The organism is Streptomyces sp. NPDC001222, assembly GCF_042896945.1.
Lineage (GTDB): Bacteria > Actinomycetota > Actinomycetes > Streptomycetales > Streptomycetaceae > Streptomyces > Streptomyces gibsoniae.
Genome location: NZ_JBIAXT010000002.1, coordinates 516,214 through 536,728 on the forward strand (window position 1 = coordinate 516,214; position 20,515 = coordinate 536,728).

16 protein-coding genes are annotated in these 20,515 nt (G+C 70.4%); 6 read left to right on the forward strand and 10 right to left on the reverse strand.

The window, feature by feature from the left end; translation table 11 throughout:
* The first annotated feature begins 102 nt into the window (after positions 1-102).
* Positions 103-465, forward strand: a complete 363-nt coding sequence (locus ACFY2Z_RS05355; protein WP_390742832.1) for an ArsR/SmtB family transcription factor — start codon at positions 103-105, stop codon at positions 463-465.
* Between the two features lie 291 nt (positions 466-756).
* The gene (locus ACFY2Z_RS05360; protein ID WP_390742833.1) at positions 757-2,466 is read left to right on the forward strand and encodes an LCP family protein; all 1,710 of its coding nucleotides are present in this window, start codon (positions 757-759) and stop codon (positions 2,464-2,466) included.
* Between the two features lie 63 nt (positions 2,467-2,529).
* Here ACFY2Z_RS05360 and ACFY2Z_RS05365 read toward each other — a convergent pair whose 3' ends face one another.
* Positions 2,530-4,689 (reverse strand): RecQ family ATP-dependent DNA helicase, encoded by a 2,160-nt coding sequence (locus ACFY2Z_RS05365; RefSeq protein WP_390742834.1) that lies wholly within the window; start codon positions 4,687-4,689, stop codon positions 2,530-2,532.
* A gap of 347 nt (positions 4,690-5,036) precedes the next feature.
* Here ACFY2Z_RS05365 and ACFY2Z_RS05370 point away from each other — a divergent pair, with 347 nt between their 5' ends.
* Positions 5,037-5,672, forward strand: coding sequence for a hypothetical protein (locus ACFY2Z_RS05370; RefSeq protein ID WP_390742835.1), 636 nt, complete (start codon positions 5,037-5,039; stop codon positions 5,670-5,672).
* Positions 5,673-6,301: 629 nt separating this feature from the next.
* On the opposite strand, the gene ACFY2Z_RS05375 is transcribed toward ACFY2Z_RS05370, so the two are convergent.
* The 3 genes from ACFY2Z_RS05375 to ACFY2Z_RS05385 all read right to left on the reverse strand — a co-directional run bounded on the left by ACFY2Z_RS05375 (position 6,302) and on the right by ACFY2Z_RS05385 (position 8,435).
* The gene (locus ACFY2Z_RS05375) at positions 6,302-6,913 is read right to left on the reverse strand and encodes a hypothetical protein (RefSeq protein ID WP_390742836.1); all 612 of its coding nucleotides are present in this window, start codon (positions 6,911-6,913) and stop codon (positions 6,302-6,304) included.
* 69 nt (positions 6,914-6,982) lie between these two features.
* Entirely contained in the window at positions 6,983-7,684 is a 702-nt protein-coding gene (locus tag ACFY2Z_RS05380) for a ribonuclease HII (protein WP_390742837.1), read from the reverse strand.
* Positions 7,685-7,811: 127 nt separating this feature from the next.
* Entirely contained in the window at positions 7,812-8,435 is a 624-nt protein-coding gene (locus ACFY2Z_RS05385; RefSeq protein WP_390742838.1) for a TetR/AcrR family transcriptional regulator, read from the reverse strand.
* 175 nt (positions 8,436-8,610) lie between these two features.
* On the opposite strand from ACFY2Z_RS05385, the gene ACFY2Z_RS05390 reads away from it, so the two are divergent.
* Positions 8,611-10,158, forward strand: coding sequence for an MFS transporter (locus tag ACFY2Z_RS05390; protein WP_390742839.1), 1,548 nt, complete (start codon positions 8,611-8,613; stop codon positions 10,156-10,158).
* A 127-nt stretch (positions 10,159-10,285) separates the two neighbouring features.
* Here ACFY2Z_RS05390 and ACFY2Z_RS05395 read toward each other — a convergent pair whose 3' ends face one another.
* The 3 genes from ACFY2Z_RS05395 to ACFY2Z_RS05405 all read right to left on the reverse strand — a co-directional run bounded on the left by ACFY2Z_RS05395 (position 10,286) and on the right by ACFY2Z_RS05405 (position 12,640).
* Positions 10,286-11,191 (reverse strand): ADP-ribosylglycohydrolase family protein, encoded by a 906-nt coding sequence (locus ACFY2Z_RS05395; protein ID WP_390742840.1) that lies wholly within the window; start codon positions 11,189-11,191, stop codon positions 10,286-10,288.
* 30 nt (positions 11,192-11,221) lie between these two features.
* On the reverse strand, positions 11,222-11,881 hold the full coding sequence (locus ACFY2Z_RS05400) for a histidine phosphatase family protein (protein ID WP_390742841.1): 660 nt from the start codon (positions 11,879-11,881) through the stop codon (positions 11,222-11,224).
* A 153-nt stretch (positions 11,882-12,034) separates the two neighbouring features.
* On the reverse strand, positions 12,035-12,640 hold the full coding sequence (locus ACFY2Z_RS05405; RefSeq protein WP_390742842.1) for a YdbC family protein: 606 nt from the start codon (positions 12,638-12,640) through the stop codon (positions 12,035-12,037).
* 152 nt (positions 12,641-12,792) lie between these two features.
* On the opposite strand from ACFY2Z_RS05405, the gene ACFY2Z_RS05410 reads away from it, so the two are divergent.
* Positions 12,793-13,326, forward strand: coding sequence for a TerD family protein (locus ACFY2Z_RS05410; RefSeq protein WP_390742843.1), 534 nt, complete (start codon positions 12,793-12,795; stop codon positions 13,324-13,326).
* Between the two features lie 102 nt (positions 13,327-13,428).
* Here ACFY2Z_RS05410 and ACFY2Z_RS05415 read toward each other — a convergent pair whose 3' ends face one another.
* Positions 13,429-16,317 carry a vitamin B12-dependent ribonucleotide reductase gene (locus ACFY2Z_RS05415; RefSeq protein ID WP_390742844.1) on the reverse strand — a complete coding sequence of 963 codons (2,889 nt, stop codon included), beginning with the start codon at positions 16,315-16,317 and terminating at the stop codon, positions 13,429-13,431.
* A 150-nt stretch (positions 16,318-16,467) separates the two neighbouring features.
* The gene (gene nrdR, locus ACFY2Z_RS05420) at positions 16,468-17,028 is read right to left on the reverse strand and encodes a transcriptional regulator NrdR (RefSeq protein ID WP_390742845.1); all 561 of its coding nucleotides are present in this window, start codon (positions 17,026-17,028) and stop codon (positions 16,468-16,470) included.
* A 556-nt stretch (positions 17,029-17,584) separates the two neighbouring features.
* Here nrdR and lexA point away from each other — a divergent pair.
* Complete coding sequence (gene lexA, locus ACFY2Z_RS05425) at positions 17,585-18,373, forward strand: transcriptional repressor LexA (protein ID WP_311691791.1); 789 nt, start codon at positions 17,585-17,587, stop codon at positions 18,371-18,373.
* A gap of 160 nt (positions 18,374-18,533) precedes the next feature.
* On the opposite strand, the gene ACFY2Z_RS05430 is transcribed toward lexA, so the two are convergent.
* Positions 18,534-20,507 (reverse strand): ATP-dependent DNA helicase, encoded by a 1,974-nt coding sequence (locus ACFY2Z_RS05430; protein ID WP_390742846.1) that lies wholly within the window; start codon positions 20,505-20,507, stop codon positions 18,534-18,536.
* Positions 20,508-20,515 lie beyond the last annotated feature (8 nt).

Here is a 20,515-nt window from a genome sequence, read left to right on the forward strand (position 1 = left end):
GGCCGGGGCTCTCCCGGCAACGCGTGTGCGCCGAAGGTGGACGCCTACACTGGGTGGGCGCGTGTGCGGCGGCTGTGATGTGGGCGGAACGGGAGAGGGGCCGTGGGGGAGAGTGTCGGTGGCTTCGAGGACCCGTCCGCCGAGGTTCTGGCGGAGGCGGCCGCGGCGTTCGGACTGCTCGCCTCACCGGCCCGGCTGCACATCATGTGGGCGCTGTTCCAGCGTGAGAGCGATGTCACGCACCTCGCGGATCGCGTCGGTGGTGCGCTGCCCGCGGTCAGCCAGCATCTGGCGAAGCTGAAGCTCGCCGGACTCGTACGGTCCCGTCGTGAGGGTCGGCGGCACGTCTACTACGTCGACGACCCCGACATCGCGACCGTGGTGCGCGTGATGCTCGGGCAGCTGACCGTGCGCTCGTACCAAGCCTCCGCGCCGGTGGATTCGCTGCGCCGGACCGGTGGCTGAGAGCACCGCGGCCGCAGGACACGAGGCCACGGGCAGGGCGGAGCGTGCGGGGCGCCATCCGTCTTTGCGGGTGCGGAGTGGTGGGATGCCCTGTTGGTTCCATGAGATCCCTCACTTGTGAATTGCGGCAGGAGCTGTGCTGCTCCGGCTATGAATTTGTTAGATTGCGCAACTACGCAACCAAGGTGAAGTCCGCACGTCGCGCCTCACCTGCCCGTACACCGCCGTGCACGCCCGGCCCCCTGTCCGACGGCCCGGCCTGCTGAGCTCGACCGTTCATGGGAGTGGGAGATGAGCGACCCGTGGGACGGCCCGGGCAGCCAGGCCACGCGTAACCACAACGCCCGGGTGGTCGCACAGCGCACGGCCGCGCCTGACGAAGCGCGCCTGCCGGGCGGGCGGGCCGCGACACGAGCGGCCTCCCGCTCACGCGGCGGCCCGGGGTCGCGACGGTCCCGGCCGGGCGGGCGCGGCAGGCGGGTCCTGCGGATCGTAGGACTGTGCCTGGCGATCCTGGTGCTGGGCACGGCCGGTGTCGGCTGGTGGTTCTACGAGCACCTGAACGACAACATCCACAGCGTCTCGCTGGACGGCAAGGGCGGCTCGGAGAAGGCTGACGCGTTCGGTCGCACCCCGCTCAACATCCTGGTCATGGGCTCGGACGGGCGTACCAGCGCGGAGGACTGCAAGCTCGGCGGCGGCTGCTCGAAGACCGGCGTGCAGACCGGCAGCGGGAACGCGGACGTGGAGATGGTGATGCACATATCGGCGGACCGCTCCAACGCGACCGTCATGAGCATCCCCCGCGACACCATGGCCAACGTCCCGGCCTGCAAGGACAGCACGAGCGGCGAGTCCACGCCGGGCTACTACGGCCAGGTCAACAGCGCGCTGCAGTACGGCCCCGCCTGCCAGGTGGCCACCGTCCACCAGCTCACGGGCATCCCCATCGACCACTTCGTCAAGCTCGACTTCTCCGGCGTGGTCAAGATGTCGGACGCGGTCGGCGGCGTGTCCGTGTGTGTCAGCGACAACGTCTACGACACCTACTCGCATCTGAAGCTGTCCAAGGGCGCCCACACCCTCAAGGGCGTCGCGGCGCTGGAGTTCGTCCGCTCCCGGCACGGCTTCGGTGACGGCAGCGACCTCGGGCGGACCGTCTCCCAGCACATCTTCCTCAGCGCGATGATGCGCAAGTTCAAGAGCGCGGGCACACTCATCGACCCCACCGCGGTCTACGGTCTCGCGGACGCCGCCACCAAGGCGCTGACCGTGGACGACGGCCTCGGCAGCGTCAACAAGCTGATCGGGCTCGCGTCCGACGTGAACAAGGTCCCGACCAAGCGGATGACCTTCACCACCATGCAGACCGCTCCCGACCCCGCCAACCGCGACCGCGTGGTGGTGGGCCAGGGCGCCAAGACCCTCTTCGCCGCCATCGCCAACGACCAGTCCCTGACCACCGGCTCCGGCGCGAAGTCCGCGGCGGCGTCCTCGACGGCCAAGGCCACCGCCCCGAGCGTGCCCGCGTCCCAGATCGCCGTGACGGTCGAGAACGGCACCAGCATTCCCGGCCGCGCCTCCGGCGTCGCCGGCGCACTCATCGACGCGGGCTTCAGCTCCGGCACCACCACGGCCAACGCGACAAGCCCCGCGAGCAAAACCACTCTCACCTACGGAGCCGGGCAGCAGGGCGAGGCCCAGACGGCCGCCAAGGCCCTGGGTCTGCCCACCTCCCACGTGAAGCAGGGCACCGGGACGGGTCTGACCCTCGTGATCGGCAGCGACTGGCCGAGCGGCACCTCGTACCCCGGCGGCTCGTCCGCGCCGGCACCGGCCGACACGAAGGCCGCGGTCTCCAACGCCCACGCCCAGACCGCCGACCAGGCCAAGACCTGCGCCAAGGTGAGCCCGTACCGGACGGTCAGCCTCGACGGAGTCCCCATGACGCCGTCCCAGGCGTACGCCGCGGCGAGGAACCAGCCCGACTCGGACTCCTGACACCGGCACGACGCCTGAGACCGGCACCGGGACCGGGTTCAGTCCATGGAGCCGTCAGGACGGTCAGCCCGCCGCGGCGAGCACCAGTGGCAGGACCTGGCCGGCCCCCGACCGCCTCAGCAGGCGGGCGGCGACGGCGAGGGTCCAGCCGGAGTCGGTGTAGTCGTCCACGAGCAGGACAGGGCCCGGGGTCTGGGCCAGGGCGTCGGCCAGCTCCCCGGGGAGGGTGAAGGCGGCGGACAGTGCCCGGAGCCGCTGAGCGGAGTTACTGCGCCGTGCCGCGTGCGCACCGCTCGGCTCGGTGTGGGCCAGGGTGCCCAGGAAGGGCAGGCGCCCGATGTTCGCGACGCCCTGAGCTAGGGACGCGACCAGCTGAGGGCGGGCCAGTGACGGTACGGCGACGACCCCTACCGGCCGGAGGGAGGCCTCAGGGCCGTCCGACATCCAGCCGCCCGGAGAGCGCGCCCAGTCGGCGAGGACCATCACCACGGCCTTCAGCACGTCCTCGGGGACGGGCCCGTCCTGCGCCTGTTCCGACAGAAGCGGGCGCAGCCGGTTGCCCCAGCCGATGTCGGAGAGCCGACCCAGGGCCCGGCCGGGCGAGCACTGTTCCTGGGCCGCGATGCGCCCCTTGAGGTCGACGCCCAGCGCGGGCATGCCGGTCGGCCACATCCGGCGCGGCTCGATCTCCACACCTGGGCGGCCCAGTTCCTTCGTCGCCCCCGCCAGGCTCTCCGCCGAGACGCCGGGGTCGGCCCAGGCGCCCGCGCAGTTGTCGCAGCGGCCGCACGGCGCGGCCTCCTCGTCGTCCAGTTGGCGACGCAGGAACTCCATGCGGCAGTCGATGGTGTCGGCGTAGGAGCGCATGGCCTGCTGCTCGACCGCACGCTGCTGGGCCACCCGCGCATACCGCTCCGCGTCGTACACCCAGTCGGCACCCGTGGCGATCCATCCGCCCTTCACCCGCCGTACGGCGCCGTCCACGTCCAGCACCTTCAGCATCGTCTCCAGCCGGCTGCGCCGAAGATCCACCGAGGCCTCCAGGGCCGGCACGGACACCGGGCGTCCCGCCTCGGCGAGGACCGCGAGCGTCCGGCGCACCTGGTCCTCCGGCGGGAAGGCGGTCTCCGCGAAGTAGCGCCAGATCGCCTCGTCCTCCTTGCCCGGCAGCAGCAGCACCTCGGCGTGCTCCACACCGCGGCCGGCGCGGCCGACCTGCTGGTAGTAGGCGATGGGCGAGGACGGCGAACCGAAGTGCACCACGAAGCCCAGGTCGGGCTTGTCGAAGCCCATGCCCAGCGCGGAGGTCGCCACCAGCGCCTTGACCCGGTTCCGCAGCAGATCGTCCTCCGCCTGCTGACGGTCGGCGTTCTCCGTCCGGCCCGTGTACGAGGCCACCTCGAGACCGCGCTGCCGCAGGAACGCGGTCGCCTCCTCGGCCGCCGCCACCGTGAGCGTGTAGATGATCCCGGAACCCGGCAGCTCTTCCAGATGCTCGGCGAGCCAGGCCAGCCGGTGCGCGGCGTCCGGTAGCCGCACCACGCCCAGCCGCAGGCTCTCCCGCTCGAGCGGGCCACGCAGCACCAGTGCCTCGCCGCTGCTGGTGCCCAGCTGCTCGGCCACGTCCGCCGTGACCCGGGCGTTGGCCGTCGCGGTCGTGGCCAGCACCGGGACACCGGGGGTCAGGTCCGCGAGCATCGTGCGCAGTCGGCGGTAGTCAGGACGGAAGTCGTGGCCCCAGTCGGAGATGCAGTGCGCCTCGTCCACCACCAGCAGGCCCGTCGTGGCCGCGAGCTTGGGCAGCATCTGCTCACGGAAATCAACCGAATTCAAACGTTCAGGACTCACCAGGAGGACATCGACGTCACCGCGCTCGACCTCCCCGTGAATGGTCTCCCACTCCTCCGGATTCGCCGAGTTGATGGTGCGCGCATGGATGCCGGCCCGTGCCGCCGACTCGACCTGGTTGCGCATCAACGCCAGCAGCGGCGAGACGATCACCGTGGGGCCGGAGCCGCGTCGGCGCAGCAGAGCGGTGGCCACGAAGTACACCGCCGACTTGCCCCACCCGGTGCGCTGCACCACCAGTGCGCGACGGCGCTCGACCACCAGGGCCGCCACCGCCTGCCACTGGTCCTCACGCAGCCGCGCCGACCCCGTAGGATCACCGACCAGCTCGGCGAGGATGGCGTCGGCTTCGGCACGCAGCTCCAGAACGTTCATACCTCCCATGCAACCCGACGGCACGGACAATCGGCCACTTCGCCCCGCGTGACGGACGGCACGCCCCCGCGCTCACCGGGGTGTGACCACTGGTTCTCGCCGGACAGGAGTGATCCGCCCCTCACCTGGGAAGACATTGATGCAGACCGTCGGCAGGGAGATAGGTCTCAGACCAGCACAAACCGGCCGGTGGCCCCAATTGCTCGTTGCCGCATTCCAGTTCGACGGGAAGAATTGGGGTTCCGCTCCCCGCACGGCTCGCACGTGATCCGACAGGGCTGTACTGCGGTGCGGGCCCCCGAGTCCGACCCCGCCCGCAGTCTGGGCGCGTAGCCGAAGGGAGGATCGTGACCTTCGGATTCGCTCCGTCCTCGGCGGCATCCATGTCGGCCTCCGCCGAACTGTCCGCCGCTTCCGCCAATCCCCTGGCCCGCATGCTCGAGCCCGCAGAATGGGCAGCCGCCGGGATACCCCTGCTGCGCAACCCCCGGGAAGTCGTCGGCGAACTGCACGACCTTCACCGGCCACGGCTCTCCACGGCCGTCGTGGCCGTCCTCGACCCGGACGACCGGCTGCGGGCGAGCGCCTCGTTCACGCGGCGTCCGGTACCGGCGGACGGCTGGGTGTTCCGCAACGCGCTGCTCGCCCAACTCCGCCGCGTCATCCCGCACGACCTGCGTCGCCGTACGCCCGTGCGGACCGCGGTGCTGCTCTACTGCCGTGAGGGGGACGGCCGTTGGACGGAGGAGGACGGGGCGTGGATGTGGGGCCTGCGCGACGCCTGCACCTTGCACGGGCTGCGATGCGGTGCGTACATCACGCTGACGCATGACGGGTGGCAGGTCCTCGGCGAGGGTCGCGGTGGGCGCCGCCCCAACGCGGACTCCTCGGCGGAGCCCTTCGACCTGACCGGCGGGACGCCTCCGCCGCCACGCACGGGAGGCGTCGCTTCTGAGGTGCTGCGCCGGGCCGCGGCCCGCTGAGGCGCCCCGAAAGGGCACTGTGCCGGCGTACACCGACCAGGGCGTGCGGGCCGTGCCCTCCGAGGCCGTACAACCGCAGAAGGCGCGTACGACCGCGGAAAGCGCCGCACCTCGTAGAAGATCGCCGTGCCTGGCAGGAGATCGCCCTTACAGGAGATCACCGCGCCTCGCAGCTGGACGACGGGCACCCGCGGGCCTACGGGCGTACAACGGCGCGAACGGAGAACGACGGGACACCCGCAGGCCTACGGCCGCATAGCGGCGCGGACGCGGAGCGGCCCGGAGGCAGCGGCCCCGGGCCGGGACGCCCGCGCGCCGACGCACCCAGGCCCCACACATCCACACGCCGAAGATCACGCCCTGTCCAGGCATGAACGCGAAGGTCTTCGGACCGGGAGTCCTCGTCTGACCGACCCCAGCCGGGGTCCGCACGCGAACCCGTGCGCCGGCCCTGCCGGCCCGGCGCGCAGACGGCACGCCCCGACTCCGCGCACGCCGAAGCAACCGCCGTACCGGTGCCGCCGAAGCGCCACCGTGCCGGTCGGCTCCCCGCGGTCCGGGGCCGATCCGGCTCCCGGCCCTCGGTGCGGGAGCACGGCGTACGAGCGAGGAGGTCCGGACCGGACCGCTCAGACGCCTACGCCCAGCACCGAGTTGATCTGCTTCGGGTCGCCGCAGACGATCAGCAGGGCATCGGCCCGGCCGAGCGCCAGCGGAAGCGCCGTGGCGACAGCGTCGTCGGAGCCGCCGTTGACGACTGCCACGACCACCGGGCGAACGGCGGCCCGGGGCGCGACGGAGGCGTCGGCGTAGAAGACGTCGTCACGGGCGTCGTGCTGCGCCCAGTACGAGGCTTCGCCGAACGACATCTCGTGCGCGGCCCACGGGTGCGACTCGCCGGTGGTGATCACCAGCACGTCGCCGGGGGCGCGGCCGGTCTCCAGCAACAGGTCGACGGCTTCCTCGGCAGCGTCCAGCGCACCCTCGGCCGAGGCCGGGATCAGCTGGATCTGCGGGGTGGCCGCGGGAGTGGACGGCCCGGGCTTGGCCGCGGCCGGCTCGCGCGTGGTGCGCTGTGCCGGCATCGGCCGGACAGGCCCCGGACGACCGGGACGCGCAGGGGCCGCGGGGCGGGGGCCGGGGACAGGACGGGGGGTCGGCGCGGTGCGGCCGGCGGCCGGCGTGGCGCGGGGACCCTGGGCACTCTCGTGAATCTGAGGCTCCTCGGGAATGAGAGGCATGAGCTGATTTTTATCAAACGCCGGTGCTGGTCGCGTCGGCGGGTGGCACATGAGTGCGATCGGAACGGGTCAGAACTCGAAGCCGAGCTGGCCTTCGATCTCCGGCACGTGTCCGTCCGCCCAGCTGCGGACCTTCTTGAGATGCCGCCACTGGGGCAGCGCATCAAGATACGCCCACGTCAAGCGGTGGTACGGGGTGGGGCCCCGCTCCTCCAGCGCGGCCTTGTGCACCGGCGAGGGATACCCGGCGTTGGCCGCGAAACCGAAGTCTGCATGGTCGATACCCAGTTCGGCCATCATTTTGTCTCGGCGGACCTTGGCGATCACCGATGCCGCGGCGACCGCCACACAGGACCGGTCGCCCTTGATCACCGTACGCACCCTCCAGGGCGCCCCGAGATAGTCGTGCTTTCCGTCGAGGATGACCGCGTCGGGCCGCACGGGCAGCGCCTCGAGGGCGCGTACCGCGGCGAGCCGGAGCGCTGCCGTCATCCCGAGGTCGTCGATCTCCTCGGGGGAGGCATGGCCGAGGGCGAAGGCCGTCACCCACCGTTCCAGCTCCCGGGCGAGCTCGGTGCGTCGTTTGACGGTGAGCAGCTTGGAGTCGGTGAGACCCAGAGGTGGCCGGCGCAGGCCTGTGATCGCGGCGCAGACGGTGACAGGACCGGCCCAGGCGCCGCGCCCCACCTCGTCGACACCGGCGACGACCTTCGCTCCGGTCGTTGCGCGAAGGGAGCGCTCGACGGTGTGAGTAGGCGGTTCGTACGGCATGGCGCCCTTAGCGTACGCCGCTTCGATCCCCGTGCGACACCCAGGTTTCCCCGGGCGACGGGACACCCGTCGGCACGCGTCCGCGACGGCTCCACGGGACCGCCTGGACGTGCCCGTCCAACGCGGTTCAGCCCCGCTCCGGCCGCAGCAGCGGCATCATCAGCTGATCGATCATCTCCACGATGTCCGGGTCCTTCCATTCACTTCCGCACATCTTTGAGCGGTACATCATCATGGCGGGGACGGCGTCGAAGACATATCCGTTCGCAGCGTCGGCGCGCACCTCACCCCGCTCGATTCCGCGGTTGATGACCTGGTGCAGCAGCTTGATGATCGGCTCTACGACCCCGTCGAAGATCACTCCATGGAATCGCTCGGCCTGCACTGTGTCGCACTCGTGAATCACGGAGCGAAGGGCGAACCCGGGGCGCGAGTACAGCGCGTCACGCGCCTGCCGGCACAGCGCCAGCAGATCTTCGCGCACGCTCCCGAGGTCGGGCGCCACGTCGAAGCGCGGCAGTCCGGCCTGGAGCGCGTCGGCCACGAGGTCCTCCTTGGACGGCCAGCGGCGGTAGACCGCGGCCTTCCCGGTCTGCGCGCCGGCGGCGACGCCCTCCATGGTGAGAGCGTTCCAGCCGACCGTGCTGAGCTGTTCCAGGGCGGCGTCGAGGATCGCGCGCTCGAGGACGGCACCGCGCCGGCGAGGGGAGACCGGCTGGGCGGAGGTTTCCGTCCAGGGCGAAGTACCCATCTGTGATTCTCCGTTGAGCAAGGGGAAGCGGGGGTTCCGGGGAAGGGGCGGGGGACGGGGACGCATCCCACGGCAATGAACTCAGTGAACGCTTGCGTTCACTGACGGGGACTCACTACCGTTTGACGCGACAGTGAACGCCATCGTTCACTAACGCACTCGTGGGGGATCCATAGTGACAACCTCTCCATTGATTCAGGACGACAAGCCGAAAGCCGCCCGCCGGGAGGGGCGTCCCGGCATCGCGCTGACCGTCATCGCGGCCTGCCAACTCATGGTGGTCCTCGACGCGACGATTGTGAACATCGCACTCCCGCACATTCAAGACGCCCTGAAGTTCAGCACGACCGACCTGACATGGGTGGTCAGCGCGTACACGCTGACCTTCGGCGGCCTGCTGCTTCTCGGCGGCCGGGCCGGGGACATCCTCGGCCGTCGCCGCGTCTTCATGACGGGCATCCTGCTGTTCACCTTCGCCTCGCTGCTCGGTGGACTCGCCCAGGAGCCATGGCAGTTGCTGGCCGCACGCGCCCTGCAGGGCATGGGTGGCGCGATAGCGTCGCCCACCTCGCTGGCGCTCATCACCACCACCTTTCCCGAAGGCCCGGAGCGGAACCGGGCGTTCGGAGTCTTCGCCGCGGTCTCGGCCGGCGGCGGCGCGATCGGTCTGCTGGCCGGCGGCATGCTCACGGAGTGGCTCGACTGGCGCTGGGTCCTCTTCGTCAACGTGCCCATCGGTGTCCTGATCGCCGCGCTCGCGCCCCGCTACATCGACGAGTCCGAGCGTCACCCGGGGCGCTTCGACATCGCGGGCGCGCTGACCTCGACGACCGGCATGGCGTCCCTGGTGTACGGCTTCATCCGGGCCGCCGAGGACGGCTGGCGGGACCGGGGCGCGATCGGCTCGTTCGCGGCGGCCGTGGTCCTGCTGGTCGCGTTCGCCCTCATCGAGGCGCGGGCGAAGGAGCCGATCACACCGCTGAGGATGTTCGCCGACCGCAACCGCTCGGGCACGTACGTGATCATGCTGAGCCTGGCCGCCGCGATGTTCGGCATGTTCTTCTACATCGTGCTGTTCGTGCAGAACGTGCTCGGCTACTCGCCGATCGCGGCCGGCGTGGCGTTCCTCCCGGTGACCGTGGCGATCGTGACCGGCGCGGGTCTGTCGCAGCGGTTCCTGCCGATGTTCGGCCCCAAGCCGTTCATGCTGACCGGGGCGGCGCTGGTGGCGACCGGGCTCGGCTGGCTGACGTTCATCAGCCCCGACAGCTCGTACGTCTCCGGGGTGCTCGGCCCGATGCTGCTGTTCGGCCTGGGCATGGGTCTGAACTTCGTGACCATGACGCTCACCGCGGTCTCCGGTGTCGCCCCGCACGAGGCGGGCGCGGCCTCCGGTCTGCTCAACACCACGCAGCAGGTCGGCGGCTCCCTCGGCCTGTCGATCCTGACCACGGTCTTCGGCACGGCCAGCCGGCACGAGGCGGACAAGCAGATACCGAGGTTCCTCGTGAACGGCACGGCCGAGCAGAAGGCGCAGTTCGCGAAGACCCACCAGCTGCCCGCTCCCTGGGGGCACGAGGTGCTCGCCCACGGAATCGGGACGGCGTTTCTCCCGGCCGCCGGGATGGCGCTGCTGGCGCTGATCATGGCCGCTGTGGTGATCCGCGTACGCAGGAGCGATCTGGAGGCCCTCTCCGGCGCGGCGGGGCCCGCCGCGGGCTGACGGCTCCCGTCCGCTCCCGTCCCCCGGCCCGTCGGGGGCGGGAGCGGAGCGCGGCCGGAGCCCGCCCGGTGGTACGCGGGTCCGACCGCCCGCGAGAGGGGTGGGTGCGGTCAGGGGTCCGACCCGGCTACGCGAGCGCCGGAGCCCAGTCCGGCAGCGGTTCCACCCGGTCCAGCCACTCCCCCGGCAGCGTGTCCGCGCTCCCGGAGGCGACCACCGAGCCGACGATGGCGCAGGTCGTGTCCATGTCGCCGCCCACCTGGGCGGTGGTCCAGAAGCCCCGCTGATAGTCACCGAGGGCGCGCGCGGCGGACCAGAGCGCGAAGGGCACCGTGTCGTGCGCCGTCGTACGCCGACCGCTGCCCAGGACGGCCGCGACGGTCGCCGCGTCGCCGTAGTCGAGCATGTCCCGGGCGCGTCGCAGTCCCATGCCGACGGCGCTCTTCGGTACGAGCGCGACGACCCCGTCGAGCAGGGCCCCGGCGCTCGGCGGTCCCGCCGGATCGGCGGCCAGGGCGGCGGCCGCGGCGACGGCCATCGCGCCGACCACGGCCTCGCGGTGCTGATGGGTCGGATAGGCGGAGATCTCCGCCTGGTGGGTCGCCTGCTCGGGGTCGTCCGCGTACCAGGCGCCGATGGGGGCGGCCCGTACCGCGGCGCCGCTGCCCCACGAGCCATGGCCCCTGAACATGGAGGCGGCCAGTTCCCGCCAGTCGCCGCCGGCGGCGATCCGCTCCAGCAGCAGGTCGATCGCCGGTTCGTGCCGGCGGGCGGCGCCGTGGTGCTCGGCGAGGGACCGCGCCAGCGCGTCCTGGTCCACCCTGCGGTGTCCGGCCAGTACGGCGAGCACGGAAGCGGCCATCTCCGTGTCGTCCGTCCATGGCCAGGGTCCGGGCGGCAGTTCGCGGCGCTGGAGCAGGGGGTAGTTCGCGGGAAGGAAGAACTGCGCGCCCAGCGCGTCTCCCACGGCCAGTCCGCGCAGGGCTGCCAGGGCGCGTCCCAGACGGCCTTCGGGAGAGGAGTCAGCGGTCATCTCTCTGCCACTGTATCCCGTGATCCAGTTCTATCCCGTGATCCAGTACGGGTCCGGATCACGCCAGCGGTCGAACGGCCGGTCGAGCGTGTATCTGCCGTCGTCGCCGAGGACGAGCATGCGCGTCTCGCCGTTCCCCGGGTTGGAGAGCGACTCGAATTCGGCGACCGTCCAGTGGAACCAGCGCATGCAGAACAGCCGCATGGCCAGGCCGTGCGTCACCAGGAGCACGTTCGGCGGGTGGTCGGGGGCCTCGAAGCTCCGGAACAGGCTCTCCAGGAAGCCGCCGACCCGGTCGTAGACGTCGGCCCCGGACTCTCCCTGGGCGAAGCGGTAGAAGAAGTGCCCGTAGGCGTCCCGGTAGGTCTTCTGCAGCCGTACGTCATCGCGGTCCTGCCAGTTGCCCCAGTCCTGCTCGCGCAGCCGGGGCTCCTCGCGGACGCGGACGTAATCGGGGTCCAGGTGGAAGGCGCGGAGCGTCTCGTGGGTGCGGCGGTACGGGGAGACGTACACGCTGACCTGCTCCTGGCCGAAGAGCTCCCGCAGCCGCTTGCCCGTCTCCTCCGCCTGCCGCCATCCCCTCTCGGTGAGCGGCAGTGCGTGGTCGGGCTCGCGTTCGTACACGGAGTCATCGGCATTGCCCACCGACTCGCCGTGTCGGACAAGGACGATGCGCCGTGGTCGTGCCATGCCGAAACCCTAGATCGAGTGACGGCCGAACGGGCACCCGAAGAGCCCCCATACGGCACAGGTCACACTAGGGGCTTCGCCACACCTCGGTCCTGATCTCACGTTCACCGGCGCCGTGGCGCGTCCGGGCCCCGGGATCACCCGGGCGGGACATCACACCGTCCAGCCCGGCTCCAGTTCCACGATGTCGCCGGTGAGCGCCGCGACGTCCGCCTCCGTCTGAGCCCTCAGGGCCAGCCGCTCCACGCGCTCCTCGCGGTACTTTCCGTGCTCCGCCGCCGACTGCCACATCGACAGGACGAGGAACTCGTGCCCCGGCCCCTCGCCGAACAGTCCGCGGATCATGCCCGGCGAACCCGCCATGGCCGGGTTCCAGACCTTCTCCTGCATCAGGGCGAAGTGCTCGGCCCGCTCCTCATGGACCCGGCAGTGGGCCACACGCACCAGATCGGCGTCCGAGAAGCGGGGCTCGAAACCGGTCTTCACATCGAAGCGGTAGTCGAAGAGCCGGACCTGCTGGTCCTTGAACGTGCCCGACTGGGACGCGGCCAGCCGGTCGTGGGAGCGCGCCATGAACGAGTCGTAGAAGGCGCGGCTCTCCCAGAACGCGAAGACATGCGCCACACCGGGCCTGACCCGGCTGAAGCCGCCGCCCTGTCCCCGGAAGCCCGGTTCCCCCGGAAGCCCCGCCCACTTCCGCTGCCCCCGTTCGAAACCGCGGCGGTCCACCACGGTGCAGCGAGTCCACTTGACCAGCACCGCGCCATCGTAAGGCCCTATCGCGTGGCGCCGGTCACTCTCCGGTGGAGTGCACCCCGCCGAGCGCCCCGGCGCGCGAGGCACAATGGACAACTGGGCCTTGCCGTAACAGAGTTCGCGTGAGGCTGCATGGACGGGGAGGGATGGGAGAGATGACCGGTCTCAACAAGGGCATCAGCAAGGTCGAGTTGGCACTGCAGTGGGACCCCAGTCCGAGCGGACAGTCGCCCACCGATCTCGACCTCATTGCCGCAACCTACTTGGCGGACGATCCGTATGGTGCCCCCGCCTATGTGGTGCACTTCGACAGCCGCTCCCCCGACGGCACGATCTATCTCAACCGCGACAGCCTGGACGGCAAGGGCTTCGGCTGGGACGAGGTCATGACGCTGGAGCTCTACCGGCTCGACAGCCGGTACGCGCGCGTGGTGGCCGGGGTCGTGATCCAGCAGCGCACCGGTCACAAGACGTTCGTCGACGTCCTGAACCCGGCGGTGCGGCTGCGCGAGGGGTACACCGTGCTCGCCCAGGACGACTTCGCGGGCGTGCTCAGTGCGACGGCGGCGACGGTGGCCGAGTTCGTCCGCGACGGCTCGGGCGAGTGGATGTTCCACCCGGGACTTACGGGATACGACACGGATCCGGAGGGCTTCGCCCGCGTCATGGGCGGAACCCGCACCTCCTGAGCCGTCTCCGTCCTCCCGGGGGGAGCTCCCCCCGGGTGAGGGCAACCCCCGACACCGAAGGGCGGCACGACCGTCGGTCGTGCCGCCCTTCAGGCGCTCAGATCAGCTGCAGCCGCTCGTCGAGCCGCAGCCCTCGCAGATGTAGCAGGAACCCGCCCGCTGCATCTTCGTGCCGCAGGAGAAGCAGAGCGGGGCGTCCGCCTGGATGCCCAGTTGCATCTCCACCAGCTCGGCGCTGGTGTGCGCCTGCTTCGGGGCCGGCTTGGCCGTCGCGGCCTCGGCCTTGGGGGTCGCGACCGCCTTCAGCTCCTGGGTGCGCGGCGCCGACTGGGCCAGGCCCTCGACGTCGACCTCGTCCTCGGAGGGTTCGTAGGAGCCGGTCTCCAGGTGGCGCTGACGCTCCTCGGCGGAGTGGATGCCGAGCGCGGAGCGCGTCTCGAAGGGCAGGAAGTCCAGCGCGAGGCGGCGGAAGATGTAGTCGACGATCGACTGCGCCATCCGCACGTCCGGGTCGTCCGTCATACCGGCCGGCTCGAACCGCATGTTCGTGAACTTCGAGACGTACGTCTCCAGCGGCACGCCGTACTGCAGACCCACCGAGACGGCGATGGAGAAGGCGTCCATCATGCCCGCGAGGGTCGAGCCCTGCTTGGACATCTTCAGGAAGACCTCGCCCAGTCCGTCGTCCGGGTAGGAGTTGGCCGTCATGTAGCCCTCGGCACCGCCGACGGTGAAGGAGGTGGTGATGCCGGGACGACCCTTCGGGAGGCGCTTGCGGACCGGGCGGTACTCGATGACCTTCTCGACCTTGGGCTCGACGGCGGCGGGCGCCTCGGTCTTCTCCGGCGCGGTCTCCTTCTTCTTGGCGGAGAGCGGCTGGCCGACCTTGCAGTTGTCCCGGTAGATCGCGAGCGCCTTGATGCCCAGCTTCCAGGCCTCGAAGTAGATCTCCTCGACCTCCTCGACGGTCGCCGTCTCCGGCATGTTGACCGTCTTGGAGATGGCGCCCGAGATCCACGGCTGGATCGCGGCCATCATCCGGACGTGGCCCATCGGGGAGATGGCGCGCTCGCCCATGGCGCAGTCGAAGACCTCGTAGTGCTCGTGCTTGAGGCCCGGCGCGTCGACCACATTGCCGTGCTCGGCGATGTGGGCGACGATCGCCTCGATCTGCTCCTCCTGGTAGCCGAGGCGACGGAGCGCCTGCGGCACGGTGCCGTTGACGATCTGCATCGAGCCGCCGCCGACCAGCTTCTTGAACTTGACCAGCGCCAGGTCCGGCTCGACACCGGTGGTGTCGCACGACATCGCGAGACCGATGGTGCCGGTCGGCGCGAGGACGGACGCCTGGGAGTTGCGGAAGCCGTTCTTCTCGCCGAGGCGGAGCACGTCCTGCCAGGCCTCCGTGGCGGCGGCCCAGACCGGGGTGTCCAGGTCGTCCATGCGGACGGCCGTGGTGTTGGCGTCGGCGTGCTGCTTCATGACGCGCAGGTGCGGCTGCTCGTTGCGGGCGTAGCCGTCGTACGGGCCGACGACCGCGGCGAGTTCGGCGGAGCGCTTGTACGCCGTGCCGGTCATCAGGGAGGTGATGGCGCCGGCCAGGGCGCGGCCGCCGTCGGAGTCGTACGCGTGGCCCGTCGCCATGAGGAGGGCGCCGAGGTTGGCGTAGCCGATGCCGAGCTGGCGGAAGGCGCGGGTGTTCTCGCCGATCTTCTGGGTCGGGAAGTCCGCGAAGCAGATCGAGATGTCCATCGCGGTGATGACCAGCTCGACGACCTTGGCGAAGCGCTCCACCTCGAAGGACTGGTGGCCCTTGCCGTCGTCCTTAAGGAACTTCATCAGGTTCAGCGAGGCGAGATTGCAGGACGTGTTGTCCAGGTGCATGTACTCGCTGCACGGGTTCGAGCCGTTGATCCGGCCGGACTCCGGGCACGTGTGCCAGTGGTTGATCGTGTCGTCGTACTGGATGCCCGGGTCGGCGCAGGCCCAGGCGGCCTCGGCCATCTTGCGGAACAGCGCCTTGGCGTCGACCTCCTCGATGACCTCACCGGTCATACGGGCACGCAGGCCGAACTTGCCGCCGCTCTCGACGGCCTTCATGAAGGTGTCGTTGACGCGGACCGAGTTGTTGGCGTTCTGGTACTGGACGGAGGTGATGTCGTCTCCGCCGAGGTCCATGTCGAAGCCCGCGTCGCGGAGGGCGCGGATCTTCTCCTCCTCCTTGACCTTGGTCTCGATGAAGTCCTCGACGTCCGGGTGGTCGACGTCCAGGATGACCATCTTGGCCGCGCGGCGGGTGGCACCGCCGGACTTGATCGTTCCTGCGGAGGCGTCGGCGCCGCGCATGAAGGAGACCGGGCCGGAGGCGTTGCCGCCGGAGGAGAGCAGTTCCTTGGAGGAACGGATCCGGGAGAGGTTCAGGCCGGCGCCGGAGCCGCCCTTGAAGATCATGCCCTCTTCCTTGTACCAGTCGAGGATCGACTCCATGGAGTCGTCGACGGACAGGATGAAGCAGGCGGAGACCTGCTGGGGCTGCGGGGTGCCGACGTTGAACCAGACAGGGCTGTTGAAGCTGAAGATCTGGTGCAGGAGGGCGTATGCCAGTTCGTGCTCGAAGATCTCCGCGTCGGCGGGCGATGCGAAGTACTTGTAGTCCTCACCGGCCTTCCGGTACGTCTTCACGATGCGGTCGATCAGCTGCTTGAGGCTGGTCTCGCGCTGCGGGGTGCCGACGGCACCGCGGAAGTACTTGCTGGTGACGATGTTGACCGCGTTCACCGACCAGAACTCGGGGAACTCGACGCCACGCTGCTCGAAGTTGACCGAGCCGTCGCGCCAGTTGGTCATGACGACGTCACGGCGCGCCCACTCGACCTCGTCGTACGGGTGCACGCCGGGGGTGGTGTGGATGCGCTCGATACGCAGTCCCTTGGTGGCCTTGGCGCCCTTCGCTCGGGAACCTCGTGCCGGACCGCTCGCCGTCTCTGTCATGCCGCCTCCCTGTATCGGGCAAAACGCCCTAAAGTGCCCTTTTTCTTCCCGGGCACGGTGTTGTGTCTGCTTGTCACGCGCGTCGTACGCGGGCGCGCGCGACGGGTCTGTGTCCGCCGCCGACGGGGCCGGTACCGACCGGCCCTCCCGTCAGTCGGCGGCGATGGCGGGCACGGGGACGTCAGCCGTCCCTCCGGACCCGCAGTCGGTTCCTCGGCGCTCCGCGACAGGGTTCCCGTGGTCGTCGTCCACGGCGGGGCGCTCCCGCTGCTGCTCCCTGAGTTCCGTGATGGCGGCCTCGAAGTCCTCCAGCGAGTCGAACGCCCGGTAGACGCTCGCGAACCGCAGGTAGGCGACGAGGTCGAGCTCCTGCAAAGGTCCGAGTATGGCCAGCCCCACGTCGTGGGTGGTCAGCTCGGCGCTACCGGTGGCCCGCACCGCCTCCTCGACCCGCTGGCCGAGCTGGGCCAGGGCGTCCTCGGTGACAGGCCGCCCCTGGCACGCCTTGCGCACGCCGTTGATGACCTTGGTGCGGCTGAAGGGCTCGGTGACTCCGGACCGCTTCACCACCATGAGCGAGCACGTCTCCACGGTCGTGAAACGACGGGAGCAGTCGGGGCACTGGCGGCGCCGGCGGATGGACGTGCCGTCATCGGTCGTACGACTGTCGACGACGCGGCTGTCGGGGTGCCTGCAGAAGGGGCAGTGCATGGCTCCAACCCTCCTTTTCAGCGCGACTCATTGACCTCGCGGGCCTCACGGGCCCCTCGAAGCAGCCCCAAGCATAGGCGATCGCCCGAGACCCGGAGACCGGGGGGACCACAACTTCTGGGCCACTGCCGCAATCCAACCACTACATGTAGCGATCAGCTCGCACATTTGGCGGCGACACGCCCTCCAGGGGCGGATTGGCACATGCCACCGGACCGCGCCGATTCAGGTCATGCGCGGATACGGTGGACGCCACATGGAGAAGAGGGGCCGGTACACGCCGGACGGGGTGCCGGATGGCAGACTGGACACCTGCCACGGCGGCCCACAAGGCCTTCGCTCCGGCGGTGAAGAGTACAGCAATGAGCGCTTTTGCCCTCCCGCGCTCCCGGCTCGAACCCGAGCAGGGAGACTCCCGGGAAGAGGCATCGGCCATACACCGCGAGACCCGATCACGTCAGGTAATTCGCCGTTTTTCACTCGAACGTGTGTTTGGCGCAACCTTTCGAAAGCAACTACCGTTGTGCTGCACGGGAGACCATCGAGAGGGGCCGACGTGACCACCACCGCAGACAGTGCCACCATCACTGGCCAGGACCGCTCCCAGGGCCGACTCGAGCCGGTGCACGCCATGAATGCCATGAACGAAGCCACGAACCCAGAGGGACCCAAGAGGTCCCTGCCCGGCCGACCTCCAGGCATCCGGGCCGACAGCTCCGGGCTGACCGACCGGCAACGCCGGGTGATCGAGGTCATCCGGGACTCCGTGCAGCGGCGCGGTTACCCGCCGTCGATGCGCGAGATCGGCCAGGCCGTGGGCCTCTCCAGCACCTCCTCGGTGGCGCATCAACTGATGGCTCTGGAGCGCAAGGGCTTCCTGCGCCGCGACCCGCACCGCCCACGCGCGTACGAGGTGCGCGGCTCCGACCAGTCGTCCTCCGTGCAGCCCACCGACACCGCGGGCAAGCCCGCCGCGTCCTACGTCCCGCTCGTCGGCCGTATCGCCGCCGGTGGCCCCATCCTCGCCGAGGAGTCGGTGGAGGATGTCTTCCCGCTCCCTCGGCAGCTCGTGGGCGACGGTGAGCTGTTCGTCCTGAAGGTCGTCGGTGACTCCATGATCGAGGCCGCGATCTGCGACGGCGACTGGGTCACGGTCCGCCGCCAGCCCGTCGCCGAGAACGGCGACATCGTCGCGGCCATGCTGGACGGCGAGGCGACGGTCAAGCGTTTCAAGCGCGAGGACGGCCACGTGTGGCTCCTCCCCCACAACTCCGCCTACCAGCCGATCCCGGGCGACGAGGCGACGATCCTCGGCAAGGTGGTGGCGGTGCTGCGACGCGTGTGACACCGTCGCGGCGGGCGAATCTTCGGACGCCCCCATGATCCGGGCCCCGGAACCCCTGCGCCGGTTCCGGGGCCCTGTGCTGTCCAGGGACCCGGTGTGCCGCGCCGGTACATGGGCCGGTGCGGACCGGGCTGCCCCGTCGCACCGCACCGGCCCGATGTCACGCGTCCTGTGCCTTCGCCGCCGCGTCGATCGCCGCCAGCGATTTCCGTACCTGGTTACGGTCCGTCGTGAACCAGAAATCGGGAAGTGACGCTTTGAGAAAGCCGCCGTAGCGGGCCGTGGCGAGCCGCTGGTCCAGCACGGCGACCACCCCGCGGTCCCCGGTGGCCCGTACGAGGCGGCCGGCGCCCTGCGCCATCAGCAGCGCGGCGTGCGTCGCCGCCACGGCCATGAAGCCGTTGCCCCCGTCGTCCTCCACCGACTTCTGGCGGGCGCTCATCAGCGGGTCGTCGGGACGGGGGAAGGGGATCTTGTCCATGACGACCAGCTGACAGCTGGGTCCGGGGACGTCGACCCCCTGCCAGAGCGAGAGCGTGCCGAACAGGGAGGTCTTCGGGTCGGCCGCGAAGTTCTTGATCAGCTCGCCGAGCGTCTCCTCGCCCTGGAGGAGGATCGGGAACTCCGGGATGCGCGTGCGCAGCTCCTCGGCGGCGAGCTGGGCGGCCCGCATCGACGAGAACAGGCCCAGCGTGCGGCCGCCCGCCGCCTGGACCAGCTCCGTCAGCTCGTCCAGCATGTCGGCGCGGTCGCCGTCCCGTGCGGGGCGTGACAGATGCTTCGCGACATACAGGATGCCCTGCTTCCGGTAGTCGAAGGGCGAGCCGACGTCGACGCCCTTCCACTTCGGCAGGTCCTCCCCCTCCGTGCCCTCGGGGGCGAGGCCCAGAGTCCCGCCCACGCCGTTGAAGTCGCCGCCCAGCTTCAGCGTGGCGGAGGCCAGGATCACCGAGCGGTCCGCGAAGAGCTTCTCCCTGAGGAGCCCCGACACCTTCAGCGGGGCGACCCGCAGGGACGCGCCGAAGCGGTCATGGCGCTCGTACCAGACGACGTCCCACTCGGAGCCGTTGGTGATCCGCTCCGCCACGTCGTGCACGGACTCCACGGCGGCCAGCGCCTGCTTGCGGACGGCGTCCTCGTCCTGGACGGATCGGTCGCGGGTGTTGCCGAGCGCCGAGATCACCGTACGGGCGGCGTCGCGCAGCGCCATCAGTGCGTACCCGAGGTCCTCCGGGATCTCCTCCAGACGGCCCGGGAGCGCCAGCTCCATCAGTCGCTCGAAGCCCTCGGCGGCGGTCTGGAGCTGGTCCGCGGCCTTCTCGTCGACGAGCCTGGCGGCACGGCGCACCGCCCGGTTGACCTGGCCGGGGGTGAGCTCGCCGGTGGCGACGCCCGTGACCCGGGAGACCAGTTCATGGGCCTCGTCGACGATCAGCACCTCGTGCTGCGGGAGGACCGGCGCGCCCTCGATGGCGTCGATCGCGAGCAGCGCATGGTTCGTGACGACCACCTCGGCGAGCTTGGCGCGCTCACGGGCCGTCTCGGCGAAGCACTCGGCTCCGTATGCGCACTTCGCGGCGCCGAGGCACTCCCGGGACGACACCGACACCTGGGCCCAGGCGCGGTCGGAGACTCCCGGGGTGAGGTCGTCGCGGTCGCCGCTCTCCGTCTCCTGGGACCAGTCGCGCAGCCGCAGCAGGTCCTGGCCCAGCTTGCTGCTGGGCGCGGCGGCCTCGAACTGGTCGAAGAGGCCCTCCTCCTCGTCCTGGGGCACGCCCTCGTGCAGTCGGTGCAGGCACAGATAGTTCGACCGACCCTTGAGCATCGCGAACTCCGGGCGGCGGCGCAGCAGCGGATGCAGTGCCTCCACCGTGCGCGGCAGGTCCCGCTCGACGAGCTGACGCTGCAGCGCGAGGGTGGCGGTCGCCACCACGACAGGCTCCCCGTGCGCGAGCGCGGGCACCAGATAGCCGAGCGACTTGCCCGTACCGGTGCCGGCCTGGACCAGCAGATGGGTGCCGTCGTCGATGGCCTCCGCGACGGCTTGGGCCATGGTCACCTGGCCGGGGCGCTCCGTGCCGCCGACGGCTGCGACGGCTGCATGCAGGAGTTCGGGGAGTGAGGGCTTCGTCATAGCCCGAC